The organism is Acinetobacter lactucae (assembly GCF_001605885.1).
GTDB classification, from domain to species: Bacteria; Pseudomonadota; Gammaproteobacteria; order Pseudomonadales; family Moraxellaceae; genus Acinetobacter; species Acinetobacter lactucae.
In genome coordinates, this window is sequence record NZ_LRPE01000036.1 from 130,298 (window position 1) to 148,602 (window position 18,305).

At 36.6% G+C, this 18,305-nt stretch carries 18 protein-coding genes and 4 tRNA genes; 15 read left to right on the top strand and 7 right to left on the bottom strand.

Going from position 1 to position 18,305, the window contains the following annotated elements; translation table 11 throughout:
- Nucleotides 1-4: 4 nt before the first annotated feature.
- The 6 genes from AWW73_RS13700 to AWW73_RS13725 all read left to right on the top strand — a co-directional run bounded on the left by AWW73_RS13700 (nt 5) and on the right by AWW73_RS13725 (nt 7,422).
- Complete coding sequence (locus tag AWW73_RS13700) at nt 5-592, top strand: CvpA family protein (RefSeq protein WP_016145876.1); 588 nt, start codon at nt 5-7, stop codon at nt 590-592.
- Nucleotides 593-617: 25 nt separating this feature from the next.
- Complete coding sequence (gene purF / locus AWW73_RS13705; RefSeq protein ID WP_062849914.1) at nt 618-2,159, top strand: amidophosphoribosyltransferase; 1,542 nt, start codon at nt 618-620, stop codon at nt 2,157-2,159.
- A gap of 78 nt (nt 2,160-2,237) precedes the next feature.
- A complete protein-coding gene (locus tag AWW73_RS13710; protein ID WP_031946523.1) occupies nt 2,238-4,127 on the top strand; it encodes a M48 family metalloprotease in 1,890 nt (629 codons plus the stop codon).
- 100 nt (nt 4,128-4,227) lie between these two features.
- A complete protein-coding gene (locus tag AWW73_RS13715) occupies nt 4,228-4,875 on the top strand; it encodes a hypothetical protein (RefSeq protein ID WP_062849915.1) in 648 nt (215 codons plus the stop codon).
- Nucleotides 4,876-4,886: 11 nt separating this feature from the next.
- Nucleotides 4,887-5,852 carry a 2-hydroxyacid dehydrogenase gene (locus AWW73_RS13720; RefSeq protein ID WP_062849916.1) on the top strand — a complete coding sequence of 322 codons (966 nt, stop codon included), beginning with the start codon at nt 4,887-4,889 and terminating at the stop codon, nt 5,850-5,852.
- A gap of 142 nt (nt 5,853-5,994) precedes the next feature.
- Nucleotides 5,995-7,422: a M48 family metalloprotease gene (locus AWW73_RS13725; RefSeq protein WP_079748450.1), complete on the top strand. Its 1,428-nt coding sequence runs from the start codon at nt 5,995-5,997 to the stop codon at nt 7,420-7,422.
- A gap of 100 nt (nt 7,423-7,522) precedes the next feature.
- Here the strand turns inward: AWW73_RS13725 and AWW73_RS13730 are convergent, their stop codons facing one another.
- A complete protein-coding gene (locus tag AWW73_RS13730; protein ID WP_002115302.1) occupies nt 7,523-7,969 on the bottom strand; it encodes a GatB/YqeY domain-containing protein in 447 nt (148 codons plus the stop codon).
- 25 nt (nt 7,970-7,994) lie between these two features.
- Nucleotides 7,995-8,210, bottom strand: a complete 216-nt coding sequence (rpsU, locus tag AWW73_RS13735) for a 30S ribosomal protein S21 (protein WP_001136722.1) — start codon at nt 8,208-8,210, stop codon at nt 7,995-7,997.
- Between the two features lie 145 nt (nt 8,211-8,355).
- Here rpsU and tsaD point away from each other — a divergent pair, with 145 nt between their 5' ends.
- Nucleotides 8,356-9,366 (top strand): tRNA (adenosine(37)-N6)-threonylcarbamoyltransferase complex transferase subunit TsaD, encoded by a 1,011-nt coding sequence (tsaD, locus tag AWW73_RS13740; RefSeq protein WP_016145870.1) that lies wholly within the window; start codon nt 8,356-8,358, stop codon nt 9,364-9,366.
- A 2-nt stretch (nt 9,367-9,368) separates the two neighbouring features.
- Here the strand turns inward: tsaD and AWW73_RS13745 are convergent, their stop codons facing one another.
- Both AWW73_RS13745 and AWW73_RS13750 read right to left on the bottom strand, forming a co-directional pair.
- Nucleotides 9,369-10,472 carry a DUF6670 family protein gene (locus AWW73_RS13745; RefSeq protein ID WP_062849917.1) on the bottom strand — a complete coding sequence of 368 codons (1,104 nt, stop codon included), beginning with the start codon at nt 10,470-10,472 and terminating at the stop codon, nt 9,369-9,371.
- A gap of 103 nt (nt 10,473-10,575) precedes the next feature.
- Nucleotides 10,576-11,457: an ATP-binding protein gene (locus tag AWW73_RS13750; protein ID WP_062849918.1), complete on the bottom strand. Its 882-nt coding sequence runs from the start codon at nt 11,455-11,457 to the stop codon at nt 10,576-10,578.
- A gap of 176 nt (nt 11,458-11,633) precedes the next feature.
- On the opposite strand from AWW73_RS13750, the gene AWW73_RS13755 reads away from it, so the two are divergent.
- From AWW73_RS13755 to AWW73_RS13790, 8 genes are all read left to right on the top strand, one after another.
- Nucleotides 11,634-13,142, top strand: coding sequence for a DUF3336 domain-containing protein (locus AWW73_RS13755; protein WP_031948883.1), 1,509 nt, complete (start codon nt 11,634-11,636; stop codon nt 13,140-13,142).
- Nucleotides 13,129-13,944 carry a protein kinase domain-containing protein gene (locus tag AWW73_RS13760; protein WP_062849919.1) on the top strand — a complete coding sequence of 272 codons (816 nt, stop codon included), beginning with the start codon at nt 13,129-13,131 and terminating at the stop codon, nt 13,942-13,944. The genes AWW73_RS13755 and AWW73_RS13760 overlap by 14 nt, the downstream gene beginning before the upstream one ends.
- Nucleotides 13,945-14,036: 92 nt before the next feature.
- Nucleotides 14,037-14,121 (top strand) — tRNA-Leu (locus AWW73_RS13765).
- Nucleotides 14,122-14,176: 55 nt separating this feature from the next.
- Nucleotides 14,177-14,250: transfer RNA gene (locus AWW73_RS13770), tRNA-Trp, on the top strand.
- Between the two features lie 27 nt (nt 14,251-14,277).
- Nucleotides 14,278-14,362: transfer RNA gene (locus AWW73_RS13775), tRNA-Leu, on the top strand.
- Between the two features lie 67 nt (nt 14,363-14,429).
- Nucleotides 14,430-14,503, top strand: a tRNA-Trp gene (locus AWW73_RS13780).
- A gap of 445 nt (nt 14,504-14,948) precedes the next feature.
- On the top strand, nt 14,949-15,158 hold the full coding sequence (locus AWW73_RS13785) for a cold-shock protein (RefSeq protein WP_003650775.1): 210 nt from the start codon (nt 14,949-14,951) through the stop codon (nt 15,156-15,158).
- A 277-nt stretch (nt 15,159-15,435) separates the two neighbouring features.
- Nucleotides 15,436-15,906, top strand: coding sequence for an AnBLUF65 family BLUF photoreceptors (locus AWW73_RS13790; RefSeq protein ID WP_031948881.1), 471 nt, complete (start codon nt 15,436-15,438; stop codon nt 15,904-15,906).
- Here AWW73_RS13790 and AWW73_RS18975 read toward each other — a convergent pair whose 3' ends face one another.
- From AWW73_RS18975 to AWW73_RS13805, 3 genes are all read right to left on the bottom strand, one after another.
- Nucleotides 15,907-16,230, bottom strand: a complete 324-nt coding sequence (locus AWW73_RS18975) for a hypothetical protein (RefSeq protein WP_031948880.1) — start codon at nt 16,228-16,230, stop codon at nt 15,907-15,909. It abuts the gene before it with no gap.
- Nucleotides 16,231-16,796: 566 nt separating this feature from the next.
- Nucleotides 16,797-17,402: a LysE family translocator gene (locus AWW73_RS13800; RefSeq protein ID WP_062849920.1), complete on the bottom strand. Its 606-nt coding sequence runs from the start codon at nt 17,400-17,402 to the stop codon at nt 16,797-16,799.
- A gap of 49 nt (nt 17,403-17,451) precedes the next feature.
- Nucleotides 17,452-18,285, bottom strand: coding sequence for an AraC family transcriptional regulator (locus tag AWW73_RS13805; RefSeq protein ID WP_061875763.1), 834 nt, complete (start codon nt 18,283-18,285; stop codon nt 17,452-17,454).
- Nucleotides 18,286-18,305: the final 20 nt, after the last annotated feature.

Here is an 18,305-nt window from a genome sequence, read left to right on the forward strand (position 1 = left end):
GAATATGAACACAATTGATATCATTATTCTGATACTTTTGCTCATTGGGGGGCTAAACGGTTTGCGACAAGGATTTATTAAAGCCTTTGCGAACTTGGTAGGATGGATCATTGCATTAATTATGGGTGCAAAATATGCTGTCCTTCTTGCTCCGTCTATGTCAGGTTTAAGCCATGATCCAGTTGTTCAAAAAATTGCAGCTTTTGCATTTATAGCACTTTTGATCATTGTTTTAACATGGATCGTCTCTGCATTTTTAAATGGTCTCTTGAAAAGTCTGAAATTGGGGCCATTAAATCGTTTAGCAGGTGGTGCTTTTGGTTCTTTAAAGGGCTTGTTGGTTGTGCTGATTACAATGCAGGGCGTAGGGCCTTGGGTTGAAAGTTCACCACACTGGAAGCAATCCAAGTTTATACAGTATTTATTGCCTTATGCACCTTTAGCTACAGAGTTATCTAAAGATGCAGCAAGTGAGGCACTTCATCAAATAACATCTGGAGGCAGTGCATCAGGTGCTCCTTCAAAAACAATGGACGAATCGGAAGATATAGAGAACCGATCCGACCATTCGACAAAGAATCCTTTTTATTAATTCCTAGCTTGTCTGCGAGGTTGCTATGTGTGGAGTTGTTGGTATAGCCGGTAAATCGCCAGTGAACCAAATGTTGTTTGATGCTTTAACGATGTTGCAACATCGTGGGCAAGATGCAGCTGGAATAGTAACCTGCCATGAAGGCCGTCTTTTCCTGCGTAAGGATAACGGCATGGTGCGTGATGTCTTTCATACTCGTCATATGAGAGCATTACTTGGTAATTATGGTATTGGCCATGTGCGTTACCCAACTGCTGGTTCTGCGAGCAGTGCTGAAGCACAACCATTTTATGTGAACTCACCTTACGGTATTACGCTTGCACATAATGGTAACTTGACCAATGCAGAAGAAATTCATGATGACCTGTTTAAAACAGATTTACGTCATATGAATACTGATTCTGACTCAGAAGTTCTTTTAAACGTATTCGCACATGAATTACAGAAAAAAGGCACTTTAAACCCTACAGCTGATGATATTTTTCACACTGTTTCTCGTGTGCATGAGCGTTGCCAGGGTGCATACGGTGTCGTGGCAATGATTACTGGTCATGGTTTAGTAGGTTTCCGTGATCCAAATGGTATTCGTCCACTTATTTATGGTTCACGTGTAACTGAACAAGGTGAGATGGAATATATCATTGCTTCTGAATCGGTTGCTATTACTGCGCTTGGTTTTAAAATTGAGCGTGATATTGAGCCAGGTGAAGCAATTTTCATTGATGCAAACGGTCAATTATTCTCTAAACAGTGTGCTGCTGATCCAAAATACCGCCCATGTATTTTTGAATATGTTTATTTTGCTCGTCCTGATGCAATTATTGATGGAATTTCAGTTTATAAAGCACGTTTAAAAATGGGTGAAAAGCTTGCTCATAAAATTTTACGTGACTGGGGTGAGGACCATGATATTGATGTGGTTATTCCAATTCCAGATACGAGCCGTACTTCCGCTCTAGAGCTTGCAAATATTCTTGGTGTGAAGTTCCGTGAAGGTTTTATGAAAAACCGTTATATCGGCCGTACCTTTATTATGCCGGGTCAACAGCAACGTAAAAAATCTGTACGTCAGAAATTAAACCCTGTTGAGCTAGAATTTAAAGGCAAGAACGTTCTATTGGTTGATGACTCTATTGTACGTGGTACAACGTGTAATGAGATTATTCAAATGGCACGTGATTCTGGTGCAAAAAAAGTATATTTTGCGTCAGCAGCACCAAAAGTAATGTATCCAAACGTTTACGGTATCGATATGCCTGCTAAAGCTGAGCTTATTGCTTCAGAGCGCAGTGTAGAAGAGATCCAAGAAATTATTGGTGCTGATCGTTTAGTTTTCCAAGAATTGGAAGACTTGAAAAATGCTGTACGTACTAGCAAAGTGCCTGACTTAACTGAGTTTGATTGCTCAGTATTTGATGGAATTTATGTAACAGGTGATATTGACGGTAACTATCTAAACAACTTGGAGCAGAAGCGTAATGATTCTGCGAAAAAGAAAAAAGATGGTTATATTGATGTGAATGTCGATGCTGCTTCTGTAGATTTAACAGGCATTAAAGAAGAATAGAAATAGCCGAAAAAAGCGGGTGTTTCCCGCTTTTTTCTTTTATGATGAAACCTAACAATGTAATTGGGAATATTTACATTGAAAGAAGTAAGCCACTATCTAATCGAAAATAAAAATATGGCATGGTCCATCACTATGTGTTTGGTTGCCGTGTTGCTTACTATTTTTATCTTAAACTTAATTTTAGGTTTACTCGTCCATTTTTTTGATTATAGTCAGCCAATTTGGTGGCATACCTTAAGTCCTTACTTCGTTGCGCTATTACTTTTTATTATGGTTTGGTCGGTTGTTACTGAACTTTATATCTTGCGTAAAGGTGGGCATTCTTTAGCAAAACAACTTAAAGCACGTCGTTTGGTGAAAGAAGAAAGTACTCCTGAAGAACTGGCGGCATTAAAAATTACAGAACAATTAGCACAAACTTTCTCTTTAAAAGTACCGACTGTATATGTTTTACCTGATGAAGTCGGTGTGAATGCACTTACGGCAGGTTTTCATCCTAAGGATATCGTTATTATCCTGACATGGGGTGCTTTGCAAAATCTGGATAAACTTGAGTTATATGGTTTATTGGGTCATGAGTTTAATCAGATTTTATCGGGTGAGGCTGTTGAGAATACTAAATTAAAGATTTTATATAGTGGCTTAACAACTTTTAGTCAATGGGGTAGTAAATTAGCCAAACAAGGTTTTAAGCGTTATAGCCCGGGCTATAAACATAAATTTGAAACAGTTTTTGTTGCAGTGGGTGGGGTCATTTGGTTGGCTGGAAGCCTAGGTGTATTGATTACTCGTTTTATTAAATATTTGACTTTGAGTGGGCGTACATTCCGTAATGACCAAAAAACAGTACGGCTATTAAAAAATAATGCGAACACCCAAACCTTGTTACGTATTTATGTTCACCATTCCGGTTCGCAAATTCATAGCGCTTATTCTGAATCAATCGCACATATGTGTTTTGCTAACTCACTTAGTCCGCAAAGCTGGATGAATATTCACCCGAGTATTCGTGAGCGTATTTATGAGTTAAATCCGACTTTGCTACAAGATTTACAATTAGAAAATTTAAAGAAACTTCGCAATCGTCCGTTATTTAGCTTATTTCATTTTTTGGAAGAATCTGAGAAAGAAATTTATATACCGTGGTCATCTCCGCAGCCTCTACCGTTATTAAGGCTATCACCGATTAGTTTTGCATTAAATGATGCTATTAAACCGTTGAGTAGTGATGTACGTAGAAATAAAAAGCGTCCTGAATTAATTCAGCGTGCATTACAAACTGCTACGGGTTCACGTGAGGTGATGGTCGCTATTTTGATGATCCGCCAATATCGAGAATTTATTCCTAAAGATGCGCCTGTTAGTCATGCCATTATTGATGCATTATTGAATCTGGATGGACGTATTCATATTCAGATATTTCATGATGCTTGTAAAAATATTGGACATATACCTGCAAGTATTGCGCGTCAATTTCTAACTAAGTTAGCACTCATTATTCAAGAAGATGGTGAGATTGGGTTGTTAGATGCACTTTTATTAGAGCGGGTTAAATATGAATTGAATTTGATGCCGCTACATTTGCCGACTGCATTTGAAGAAGTAAAACCTCAAATTGTTCGTTTGATTGATGCATTGCTTCATGTTCAGCAAATTAATAGCCCAAATCAGTTAGAAGTACGTGAGCGTATTTTACGTTCACTGCTCAACCCTGATGAAATGTATATCTATGATGAAATTTCAGATGAGCCATTAGATCTGGCTGAAATTTTAAATGATATTGCTGGCTTATTATTGCGTGACCGTCTAAGTATTCTGGCAATTGCAGAAATGTGCTTGTGGAGCGACCGTATTATCACGCAAGATGAACTAGATGTGCTTGAATTGCTTTATTGGCGTTTTGGTTTTGAGACAGAAGAAATTGTCGATCAAATGCAAAAAAGAAATAGTGTTATGATTATTTAAAAGACATATACGATTATAAAAACATCTGAATGAAATAAAACACTGAAAAAAAAACTCAAGCCCGTTAGAATGTAGACAGAATAGAGGTATTGATTTACAGATGATTGGGCAGCAAAGAAATATATTGGCAACTTTAGGGATTGACGTATGGGTTCCTAAGACACAGGTGTGCCAAAAAAATAATGCTCAAAGCCTCTGGCGAGATCATGTTGCTGAAGAAGGTGAGTCAATTATATTGCCTTCAAAAAATGATCTGGTTCTTGAACAGCCTATAAAACCACAAGTCAACGAAATTCCAAAAGTTGAACCTGAAATTGTGGTCCCAATTCCAGCAGAAGTTCCGCCTGTTGTAGTACCTCGTAATGAAGTGCAAGCTCCAGTGGTTACGATTGCTTCATTTGAATTGCAAGCATTTGCACTTGAAAAGTGTGTCGTTTTTTTAGATGTGACCAATTTAGCTGATGAAGAAAAGCAGCTTTGGAATAACATTCAAAAAGCAAAAATAGGGCAATATGCTGAACTAAAATGGCCGTTCCCTTTGGCTAGCTATCAAGACCAACGAGGTGCAGGTTCATATATCCAAGGCTTTTTAGATGCTGTGGCAGCAGACAAGAAAATCTTATGTCTTGGTGAATGTTCTTATATCCAACATGCCAATATTATTTACTTGGCAAGTTTAAAAGAGATGTTGGAGAAACCGCTCCTTAAAAAAAGGTTATGGCAATTAATGCAAGATAACAACGAGTAGTAGGGACTTACATGAAAAAAGTTGTAGTTTTTAGTCAAATTGATGAAGAAATTTTGTCTCGATTACAACAGGATTATCAGGTTGTGCTTCTTAATCCAAAATTGGGTGATATTAATGAGCAAATACGCCAACAAGTTGTAGATGCTGATGGGATGATTGGTGCTGGTCGACTTCTTAATGAAAGTAATCTTGCGCCTGCTCAAAAACTAAAAATTATTTCATCTGTAACGGTAGGCTATGACAATTATGATGTGGCTTATTTAAATCAAAGAAAAATCTGGTTATCAAACACACCCCACGTTTTAACTGAAACAACTGCTGATCTTGCTTTTACGTTATTACTAAGCGCTGCTAGAAAAGTTCCTTTTCTTGACCAGTGGACTAAACAAGGTGAGTGGAAAAGAACTGTTGGGCCTCAGCAGTTTGGTTTAGATGTTTTTGGAAAAACCTTAGGAATTATTGGGCTTGGTAACATCGGTGCTGCAATTGCTCGCCGTGGTTTTTATGGATTTAACATGAATATTGTTTACCATAATCGCCGTGAAAAGCCCGAATTGGCAGAGCCTTTAAAAGCACAATATCTTGGTTTGGATGAATTGCTGCAACAGTCTGATTTTGTAGTAACCGCAGTTGATTTAAATAATGAATCGAAAGCTTTGATGGGGAAAGTTCAATTTGAGCTTATGCAAAAGCACGCTATTTTTATAAATATTGCGCGTGGTACAGTAGTTGACGAGCAAGCATTGATTGAGGCCTTACAAAGCGGGGAAATCTTTGCAGCAGGTTTAGATGTATACGAAAAAGAACCTTTACAAGATTCAGAGCTTTTTAAATTGCCTAATGCTGTTACTTTGCCTCACGTAGGATCTGCGACTGCAGAGACCCGCAAAAAAATGGCAAACCTTGCTTATAAAAATCTAGTTGAAGCCTTAGAAGATAAAACTCCTAGATATTTGGTAAATCCAAATTTTGTATAAGTGATAAATAACACTTCATTGCAAAACTAAACTATCTCGAGTGTTATAGTAAAAGTCTATTGATTGAACATAATTTTTTATGTTTTATATCAATAGACTTTTTTGATGGTTTAATTTTAATAGAGAAAAACTTTTGAGATTTTTGCCAATTATTTTAAGTACGACTTTGACAGCAACTGTATCGTACGCGCAGCCTTTTGACTCTCAACCATCTGCAAATCAGGTGGAAATTCCAAATATTGGTAGTGGGATCGGTCTGCTTGATCAACAAAAAGAAAAGTTTATTGGTGAAAAAGTTTTCCGTGAAGTTCATAAACAAATGCCAATTATTCAAGATGTTTGGCTGGAAGGTCAATTTTTTCAGGTATTTTCAGGTATTTTAAGTGAAACTCAGCTTGGGCAGCCGATTGGCTTAGTTGTTATTAAAGATCCACAAATTAATGCATTTGCTGTTCCGGGTGGATTATTTGCACTGAATACTGGACTTATTGCCTCAGCGCGGAACATTGATGAAATTGCTGGGGTTATGGCGCATGAAGTTGCACATGTATCACAAAGACATTTTAGTCGTTCAGAAGAAGCCTTTAAAGGTCAAACATTGCTAAGTCTAGCTGGGCTTTTAGCGGGGGTGGCTATAGCTGCACAGGGTGGTGGTGATGCGGGTGCAGCAGTAATGTTGGGTACGCAAGCTGCATTGATGGACAAGCAATTAACATATAGTCGAAATCAAGAGCGTGAAGCAGACCGTATCGGCATGCAATATATGTATGCGGCAGGTTATAACCCTCAAAGTATGGCAGATTACTTTGAAACAATGCATAGAGCTACAAGTCGAGTGAGCTTTTTACCGGATTTTTGGCTGACTCATCCATTGACGACTGAACGTATGAGCGAGGCTCGCCTTCGTGCAAACCAGATGCCTAGAGTTAAAAACCGAATATATGATGCTGATTTTGAGATTTTAAAATGGTACACCATGGTGGTTGCAAATCAGGCAACTGAAAACCAACTACAAAGTTTAGCGTCCCAAAAAAATATTGCTGGCCTGATTGCTTTGGCAGCATTTTATACAAGGCAAGGTGATTATGTGCAGGCACAGTCTACTTTAGATCAAGCGAAATCTAGTGGAAAGCCTCTTGTGACATTATTGCAGACAGATATTTATCTGGGTCAAAACAAGCTAGATCAAGCTTATACCACGATTGCTGCTACCCAAATGACAATGCCTGAAAATAGGGCTTTTAGTTATAAGTTAGCTGAGGTTTTGCTACGCCAAGGGAAATTTGCGCAAGTTCAAACCCTAGTCCAAAGATTTATTAATAAGAATCCAAGAGATATACAAGGTTGGCAATTTTTACAGCAAGCCGCGAATTTGGATAAGAACGGACCTTTAAGAGCGGTTAATGTTCTACGCTATCGGGCTGAAGCGGAATATTGGTCAGGTAGTGAAGAAAATGCAATTAAATCAATGCTTCATGCTCAGCGATTGGCAAAAGATAATCAAGCAATGTCGGCTAGAATAGACAGTCGTTTGAAACAAATGCAAGATGAGCGACGAATGAAAATTTAGGATCTTTTAGTTTGATCTTATGATTTTCGCAGACACAGATCTTTTAAAACTTACAAGTAAATGAAAGTCTGAACTAAAAAGATATAAGAGAAGAAGGGGATTAAGCTAATTTAGCTTTAATTTTTGCTGAAACTTGAGCAGGATCGGCACGCCCGGCTATGATCGGACGTAGAGAATTCATCACCTTACCCATATCTTTCATGCTAGTTGCTTCTTGAGCAGCAATCGTTTGCTCAATGATAGAATCAAGCTCTTCCTCAGTCATAGCTTCTGGTAGAAACTGAGAAATAATCTCAGCTTCGGCTTGTTCTTTACTAGCTAAATCATTACGACCAGCACCTTCAAAGGCTTTGATCGATTCTTTACGTTGTTTAATTTGCTTTTCAATGACCGCAAGAACCTGAGCGTCGTCAAGCTCTTTGCGCTCATCGACTTCGATTTGCTTAATTGCCGCTTGTAGACTACGCAAAACCGTCACTGTTGCCATATCTTTGGCACGCATAGAAGTTTTTAATGCATCAGTAATTTGGTTTTTTAAAGTAGTCATAATTCAGCAGTCAATCACAAATTAATTAGTAAAGGCGAGTAGTACGTACAGATTCGCGAGCCAATTTCTTTTGGTAGCGTTTAACTGCTGCAGCTTTTTTGCGCTTACGTTCTTGAGTTGGTTTTTCGTAGAATTCGCGTTTACGAACGTCAGCTAAAACACCAGCTTTTTCGCATGAACGTTTGAAACGACGGATAGCTACGTCAACTGGTTCGCCTTCTTTCAACTTAACTTGTGGCATGTAAAATCCTCTAGATTATGGATAAGATCAGGCACACTATTGCGCCGGATCACAAGTGAAGGTCAGTATTTTACTCATTTACAACTCATATCACAAGTCTATAATAGCGATTGCAATATTTTGACTCATATAAAAGGCAGTTTTGATGATTGTTTTAGGCTTGGAAACTTCTTGTGATGAAACAGGGTTGGCACTTTATGATAGCGAACTCGGCTTACGGGGACAGGTTCTTTATAGCCAGATTAAACTTCATGCTGAATATGGTGGGGTAGTACCTGAACTTGCTTCACGCGACCATGTTCGTAAATTAATTCCTTTAATGAATCAATTGCTTGAGCAAAGTGGGGTGAAAAAACAAGAGATTGATGCAGTCGCTTATACACGTGGTCCTGGCTTAATGGGAGCCTTAATGACAGGGGCACTGTTTGGCAGAACTTTAGCTTTTTCTTTAAATAAGCCTGCTATTGGTGTACATCATATGGAAGGGCATATGTTGGCACCATTACTTTCAAGTCAACCACCTGAATTTCCGTTTGTAGCATTGTTAGTTTCAGGTGGACATACACAATTGATGGCAGCTCATGCTATTGGTCAATATGAGTTATTGGGTGAGTCTATTGATGATGCTGCGGGCGAAGCTTTTGATAAAGTTGCAAAAATGATGAGTCTGCCATATCCAGGTGGGCCAAATATCGCAAAACTTGCATTATCTGGTGATCCATTAGCGTTTGAATTTCCAAGACCTATGCTTCATCAAGGCCTAGATTTTTCTTTTAGTGGTTTAAAAACAGCCGTTTCTGTTCAATTGAAAAAATTGAATGGTGAAAATCGAGACGCTGACATTGCTGCTTCATTCCAAGAAGCAATTGTAGATACTTTAGTAAAAAAATCGGTAAAAGCTTTAAAGCAAACTGGACTTAAACGTTTAGTGATTGCAGGTGGTGTAAGTGCAAATTTACGATTACGTGAACAGTTGGAAACTTCTTTGGCGAAAATTAAAGCGCAAGTTTATTATGCCGAACCCGCTTTATGTACTGATAATGGGGCAATGATTGCTTTTGCAGGTTATCAGCGTTTAAAAGCAGGTCAGCATGATGGTTTAGCTGTAACCACCACGCCTCGCTGGCCAATGACTGAACTTACTGTTCCTGAGTAAAGTTATTCATCATCAAAGGCTTGTTGGTTTTCGATATCAATATATTCGATGTAACCACGGCCTTGCACTTCATTACCAAAATAATTACCCGTAAACATATAACTACTTGCATAACCTCGCCCATGACCATAACGGAATGGGCAGTCAATTTCTGCCTGAATGTTTAAGATAATTTGTTTTGCATCATTTCGAGCGATCCAAGAAAAATATTTTGGAAGCCGCATTTTTTGCCCTGTAGGTGAAATGAAGTCATCAACTTGATGCGAAATAATATCAAAGCTTACATCAGTGTAGATTTCAGCTGGCTGGTCCAAATGTCTAATATGCAGTGTATATGCAGCTGTTTGCCCTACGATATCGGCTTTGGTAAGAAGAAGCTGAGTGGCCTCGTTCAAATTGATGATTTGATAGGTAAAAAAATCAAGTGGCAATTTATATGCATCAGGAATAAGTTTATTTATAAAAGAGTGAGGGCCCACTGCTCGAGCATATTCATAAGTACAAAGTCCTTCACTTTCAATGCGTTTTGCTTGATAGTTTAAAAAACCTTTAAACTTTGCCAATAAACTAAAATGATCATAGATTGGTGTTTTTATAAACCATGAAACATGTGACGTGATATCGATCTCAAAGTCAAAATCAAATCCATCATAATTTCCATTAATATGGATGTGCGGAAATTTTCCTTGAATTGAAATTTCTTGACCTAGTTCTAGTAAGCTTCCGTCTTTATTAATTTTTGTATTTTCAGGAATGATATAAGCCTTCAGTAAAGCTTGCTCAAGAGCGGCTGTACTTGAAAAGAAAGTAGCTGTTTTTCTAGGATTTCCAGTAATGATGTCATCATGGTCAAAAGCAAGCGCACCTGGTGTACCGATTAAAATCATAAGATTGAGGTAACGATGCGGTTCTGGTAAAAGTGGGAAAAAGATACCGTAATGTGACCAGCTATAATATTTTTCGTTAACTCGTGGGCAGATGATACGAGCTTGAGTAAAAGGAAGAGTTGAATATTTTTTTGCCTGGTCTAAAACGCCTTGTGCAAGTAATAAACTTTTACCAAGCGCTTTACTTGTTGTAGAAATTTTTGGCAATTGCTTTTTCATATATAAACCTAAAGAAGGACTATCTTTATTTTAGGTTATGAAAAACAACTGCCAAAGCTAAGCGGTTTATAGGCCAAAGCTAAGGCTTTGCGGGACATTTTATTTAATTGTTAGACAACTCTTTTAAAGCATTTAAACCAATCCAATGCTTTGAAAACTGATAAGCAGCTCGACCAGAACGCTGACCACGCATTTGACACCAACGTAGACTTTCTGCACGAACTTCATCATTAAAAGGCATGTTCGATTTATCAAGATAATGCTCAACGATTTCTAAATATAGGTTTTGATCCATTGGATAAAAAGATAGCCATAGACCAAAACGATCTGACAAAGAGATCTTTTCTTCAATCGCTTCTTGAGGGTGTAGTTCAGTATATTGAGGAACATCGACCTTGGTTACGGGTGTGTTTTCATGCATGAATTCTGGTAACAAGTGGCGACGGTTACTGGTTGCATAAATAATAAAATTACTTGAACCTGACTGTAATGAACCATCTAATACACTTTTTAAACTACGATAATTTTCATCTTCAGCGTTAAAAGCTAAATCATCACAATAGACGATATATTTTTCAGGTCGATTTTGAATGAGTTTTTGAATTTTAGGTAAGTCTGCTAAATCATCACGTTCAATTTCAATTAAACGTAACCCCTGAGCGGCATACTCAGTTAATAAGGCACGAACGATAGATGATTTTCCTGTACCACGTGACCCAGTTAAAAGTACATCGTTTGCTGGTAGGCCATTTAAAAATTGCAAAGTATTCTGAATGATTTTTTCTTTTTGACGCTCAATGCCTTTTAGGTCATCAAGATAAATATTTTTTGGTGTGTAGATGGCTTTAAGTTGCTGATTTTCCCATCTAAAAGCAGGTGCAGTAAAATTTGTTTCTTGTCGAGGTTCAGGTAAGACTTGCTGTAGCTGATTTAATACAAGTGATAATGTTTGAACTAAATTATCCGGTAAATCAATGGTAGCCATGGTTAATCAATCATGTTAAACAGTAATTTACTAGGATACTAACACCGAAATTAACAGGCTGACAAAACTTATTGCCTATACAGTTTATCGGTTTTGCAATTGATTGAAATGGTCAGACTGAGCATAGTGTTGCAATGTCTATTCAGTAAAATCATCTGAGAAGATGAGGACGAAATATGTTTGAAAAATTACGAAGTGATATGAATCCACATCAGGCTTACCGTATCAAAAAATTACAACGTCAATTAGACATGGCTGAATCTTACGAAGAGTGGAAGTCTTTTGCATTAAAATTAGATGAAGAAACAGGTGTGCAAGAGTGGAAGTTTGATAATAGTTCACCTTACTTCGATGCCGAGCTCATTTCTTATCGCTACACCTTGCTCAAAAGGTATCGTCAGCAACATCGAACACTAGACCTCATCTATTTACTTAAAGAAGGTCTAACCTACGATATTGCAAATATTGGTCACCCGATGCTTTTTGCTGCAACGCATGTGGGTACAAAAAAGTTAATTGAAGACTATATTGAAGAAGTTAGTCAAAGCTTGGCTTACATTGCTTCAAGTGAATGCATCACCTTTCAAAGAAAAGAAAAAATTGAGTTTTTTGAAAATTGTGAAAAGGCATATGGGCAACCTGCACTAATGTTCTCGGGTGGGGCGACTTTAGGTCTTTTTCATACAGGTGTGTGTAAAGCTTTAATTGAACAAGACTTAATGCCTAAAGTGCTCTCTGGCTCAAGTGCCGGGGCAATTATGACAGGCATGCTGGGAACCTCTGCCAGTGAAGATATTCAAAACTTATTAAATGGCGAACAATTCTTTAGTGATGCTTTTCATTTTAGAAAACTTCGTGAACTCATTAAAGGCAATGGTGGAATTGCCGATGTTCATTATTTAAAAAAATTCCTTATTGAAAATTTAGGCGATCTTACGTTTGAAGAGGCTTTTAAAAAATCAGGTTTGAATATTAATGTTGCTGTGGCGCCGTATGATGCTACAGAAAATCCAAGAATTATGAATGCCATTATGACGCCAAATGTTTTGGTGTGGAGTGCGGTGTTGGCTTCGTGTGCTGTGCCAATTTTATTCCCGCCAGTACGTCTAACCAGTAAACGTTATGATGGTGAACATACGCCGTATATGGCAAATACAAAATGGGTAGATGGAAGCGTAAGAAGCGATTTCCCTCAAGAAAGAATGGCACGGCTTTATAATTTAAACTACACGATTGCGAGTCAGGTTAACCCACATATTGTTCCATTTATGCAAAGTGATGCGGACCGCTTTCGTAAAGACGTATTAAGTTGGCCTGAAAGAATTCTAAGACGCCAAGGTAAAGTGTTATCAATGGGCATGATGGATTTTACGCGTCAACGACTTGGGTCTATTTCTCCAGTCAGAAGATTGTTAGATCATGGATATGGCGTAATGGGGCAGCGTTATTATGGGGATGTAAATATTATTGCCAAATATAGCCTAAGCCATTATGCCTATACACTACAAAACCCCCGTCCACATTTGTTTAAACGTTTGCAAAGAGAAGGGGAGCGCGCGACTTGGCCAAAAATTTCTTCAATTGAGACACATGCTCGTATTGGCAAGACGATTCAGCATTGTCTAGAAGTTTTGCGTTTTGAAGAAAAGAAACAACAGCCTGAGTCTTATTATGCTGAAGCATGATTTTGCTTCTCAAATAGAAAACTTAACCTGTGTGACAAAACCAGTAAGTGCGGCGTTAGGACGGCGTCTATGGACATGTTCCATAGACGCCAAGAATTACTGGTTAAAATATCATTTGCCTGAAACTTATGCTCAAAGTGAGCAAGATTTCTTGCATGAGCAATTATTTTACGAAGAAATTAATCTTAAAAAATCTCCATGGCTCTTACCTTATAAACTGATCGAGGTCGGTTCAATTCCTCAGTTAGACCAGTCTTTAGGTAAAGTTCTGATTTTACCTGATAGTGATATGTGGTTTGGTGTATTGAATGATGAAACTGATTTTAGTGACGTATATCGAAAGATTTGGTTAGCAATAAACAAACTTGCTGAACTGCATGAGTTTGGCTGGATTCATGGGGATATTAAGGCAGAACATTTTAGAAAGTTTCAGCAAAAGCCTTATTTGATTGATTTTGAGAAAACTAGGCCCATCTCAAGTCAAGATTCAAGCATGGATGCAACACCTCGTTATATGGCTCCTGAACTATTTCGAGGAGGGTATAAGAGCATACAAAGCGATTTATATGCATTGGGTATCGTTTTATATGAATGGTTAACCCAAACTCGCTTAGAAGCAACCAGTTATCTTGAATGGGCAATACTACATTGCCAAAATTTAAGCATTCGATTGCCTCCGCAGTTCCTCAATTTTTATCCATTGCTCACAGGTTTATTACAAAAACAGCAGCAAAATCGGTTTTCAAATGCCGATGAAGCAATAAATTGCTTAAAGCAGATTCAAATTGATAAAAATCATTGATCTAGTATCTGTATACAATTTACACGGTTAGTTTTTTTTAGAAAAAAAACACTTGTCACTGTTAGATCTTATCGCTAATATACACAGCCATCGGGGGCGTGGCGAAATTGGTAGACGCACTGGATTTAGGTTCCAGCGCCGCAAGGTGTAAGAGTTCGAGTCTCTTCGCCCCCACCACTTTAAGTTAAAAGCTTAAAGTTCGATGTAGATGTTAAGTCATCTAGATCTTGGAAGAGGATTGGTGTAATGGTAGCATGACGGTCTCCAAAACCGTTCGTCAAGGTTCGAGTCCTTGATCCTCTGCCACATTTATTTTAAATAAATGTCCCAGATGGGGGCGTGGCGAAATTGGTAGACGCACTGGATTTAGGTTCCAGCGCCGCAAGGTGTAAGAGTTCGAGTCTCTTCGCCCCCACCATTGAAAGAAGCAAGACAATGATCTTGCTTTTTTTATGATTAAATCTAATGGGTTTAGTCATGAATATAGAGGATTGATGTAATGGTAGCATGACGGTCTCCAAAACCGTTCGTCAAGGTTCGAGTCCTTGATCCTCTGCCATTGAATAAAAGATGAAGCTCCTATTTAGGAGTTTTTTATTATCTATAATTTTTAAAAATAACTTTTTATTGTGGTTTAAACAATTTTATAAATAAATATTTCAATCTTTGTTGTTTTACAATGTTTTATTGAATGATAGATTATTCTTTAATCAAGCAATATCTTGAATTTCTTAATATTTTTTTAAGCTATTGTTTTATATTTATTTAACTCACTTTTTGGAAATTATTTAAATAAAAGCCTTGAATACAAATTTATTTCCTGTATGATTTAGTTAACTAGAAAAAAGTCTTGTTAGTAAATCTTCTTTTAAGTATCGTAGTTTTAGTCATAATCCTTCGTTTTTTAAGATATTAAGCTCAATTTGTTATTCTTTTTTCAAAGTTATGATAGGGTCATTATTTGTTTAATGATTCTAAAATATTAGAAATCAGTAGGATATATCATGTCTAATACAGTAAGTGGTACAGTAAAGTGGTTTAACGAAACTAAAGGTTTCGGTTTCATTCAACAAGATAATGGTCCAGATGTGTTTGCTCACTTCAAAGAAATTTCTGGTTCAGGTTTCAAAACTTTGCACGAAGGTCAACGTGTAACGTTTACTGTTACTCAAGGGCAAAAAGGCCCAAATGCTGTAAATATTATTCCACAATAATATTCAGCAAACAAAAAAAGCACTTTTTAGTGCTTTTTTTTATTTTAGCTTTTAAAGAAATTTATAGTTCTTTTAGAGCTTTAAAAGCCCTCAATAGGAGGGCTTTTTATTTTCTTGTTAATATAAATCATTAGTTATTAAGCTCTTATAGTTAATAGTCGAACATATTTTTAACTTAAACTTTAGAATATGTGTGAAATATAAATTATTAGTAAGAAATGTATGTTAGATTAAAAAATCTTTAAATGAAGAAATTTTATATTTCACGGAATTGCTAATGAACGTTCGCCTGTGCTACGCCAGTCAACGAAACGAAAAAAATGAAGATTTATTGCAAGATTTACGTGATATTTTGACAGAAGCTAGAGATTTCAATGATTTGAATCAGATCTGTGGAGTGCTCTATTATGCCGATAATGCTTTCTTTCAATGTTTAGAAGGTGAGCAGGAGGTGGTGGAAAGATTATTTGAAAAAATTGCAAATGATGAAAGACATCATAATGTTAAATGGTTGTGTACATATTCCATTGAACAAAACTCTTTTCAAAGATGGTCAATGAAATATGTACAACGTAATACTAATATTGAATCTTTCTTTCTAAAAATGGGAGAAAGTACTTTTAATCCGATTCGTCTCGATGAGCAAAATTTAAAAGCTTTCATCAATGAATTGGTTATTGCCGAGCAAACTAAAATTAAGACAGCTAAGAAAGTGGGTATGGTGAATCGGGGAGTGAACCCGTTCTAGCTATTTGGCTATTACACCGATATGGATGGTCTTAAGTTTAGGTAGTATTTTAGTCATCACTAGGTATACGATTACTGAAGTTGCGAGCATCCATATCACTTCTAAGCTTTGACTAATGACGAACATTGCCCAATAAAAAAAACTAAATAAAGCAAGGCATAGTCCACTACCTTTGTAGTACCAGGTAATAAATATCCCAAAAAGCGCGGAAGAGAGAAGAAGATTAATTGTCTCGTTCATTCCGAGATAGTTAAAAAAAATAATCAGTAAGCATAAAGCTAACATTGATAGTAAATATACAAATATATTTTTTGCAATAAACATTTTCTATACCCTATCTGATGATTAAAAAGGAATCTTTCCTCTGTTTCCAGAGGAAAGATAGTACATATTAATTTTTGAGATTCTTTTTCTATTATTAAGAGTTTTTCTATTAATAAAGATGACTTTATCATTTTCTCCAGATCTCTTTATTAATATTAAGCTTTCTACTTAATAGTAAAGAGTGCTTATATGCACTGAAATTAATTATAAGAAAAACAATGAGTTGTGCTGTAAGTTTTGGCTTACATAATTGTGAGAAATTGCCTACATTTGATTAAAAAATATACAAATTTTACAAAGTTGCCTTAGGTTTAAAATTATATATTTCATATACTTGTTTAAAATTAATATTGGATTGAGCTTTACATAAATAACAAAAAGTAACATCCAATTAGGAGGGTGTGTTTTTTTATATAAAAAATTGAAATTTTGAAATCTTCTTATTAAAAAAGAGTTGATAGAAATATAATTATTAGATTTTTTTTAATTAATAATTTAAGGCTATATACTTAAAATATATTGATTAAAAAAGACTTCCTTATCTATTTTTTATTAAATTTTGATAATTAAGATATAGATAGAATTGGCCACCAGATAGAGATTAATAGCATCAATGCCATCAATTTATTAAACATGTTCACATGCTTTGGTTTTGAAAGTAATCGATTGCTTAAACTGCCTATTAAAGCCCATATATAGAGGCAAGGAAATGCTACAAGTAAAAAAATAAAGGACAAAATGGAAACATTCAATATGATGTCCTGACCATGTTTGGTGTATACACTAATTACGGCAAGAGCCATCATCCATGTTTTAGGATTAATTGCTTGCATTAAAAAAGCGGCAATAAAGCCAATGGATGGTTGTTCTTCATTGGGTTTTAAAGAAATAACAGGATTGTAGTTATATAATTTCCATGCTAGTAAAGTGAGCCAGATTAAACCACTCCATGTCATTATTTTTTGAATTAGGGGGTATTCAAGAATGGTAGTACCTAGACCTACTCCAACAACTAACACAAGTAAAGATGCGCCAATACAAGAACCAAAAATGACAGGAAGTATTTTGGAAATTTTATGATGACTGCTTAAACTTATAATTAAAAAGTTTGTTGGACCAGGGGTAATTGAGGCCACAATAGCAAATAACGAAAATGCAGTGAGATTTTCCATCTTATAGGCTCGAGTAAAAAGGAGGTATAAGATGAAATACTTTGGATCTTTAATCTTGAAGATTTGTGCAGATTTTTCTATAGGCTGCTGGTGTTAATCCATAACAACGTTTAAACCAACGACTTAAATGGCTCTGATCAGAAAAACATAAGTCAGAAGCAACTTGTGCAGGCGAGATACTTCTAGCAAGTAACTCTCTTGCTCGAGCTAGTCTGAGTTGAATGAGGTATTGGTGGGGAGCTAAGTGAAAGCTTGCTTTAAAAATACGGTGAATATGATATCGGTCTAATCCTATCATATGGGATATATCTTCTAATCCAATATCCTCAAATAAATGGTCATACAGAATATCTCGGATTTGATGGGCGACTCGAGGGACATGAATAGACGATGATTGCTGAGCTCTTTTTAACCACTTTCCTTGGGAGATATATTGTATGAGTACATCTAAACTATTGTCTTTTACAATATTCATTTCTTTATAATGCAAATGTCGAAATGCTTGTGAAGTGATGATTGCGAGTTGTTCATCGGACTTTAATGGTGCATCAATAACTAACTCGTAGTGATCGGGGCTGTTATGAAACAAGCCCTGAATGCGTTGTTTTAACCATTCTGGATGTAGATAAAGCATTTGATAGGTAAATCCATCAGATGCAGGTGCATGCCCATCATGAATTTCTTCTGGCTCAAGCATAAAAACCTGTCCAGCATGACTATTGATTTGCTTTTTACGACAATGGAATTGTTGAACGCCAGATTCAGTTACACCAATTAAATAACTTGAATGCCAATGTGGATCATAAGCATGACCGGTAAAATGGGCGCGGATTGTCTCAATACCTGTATTGGTATCTTTTGAAATATCCACCCAGTTACTCATAATCTTTGACCCATAAATTT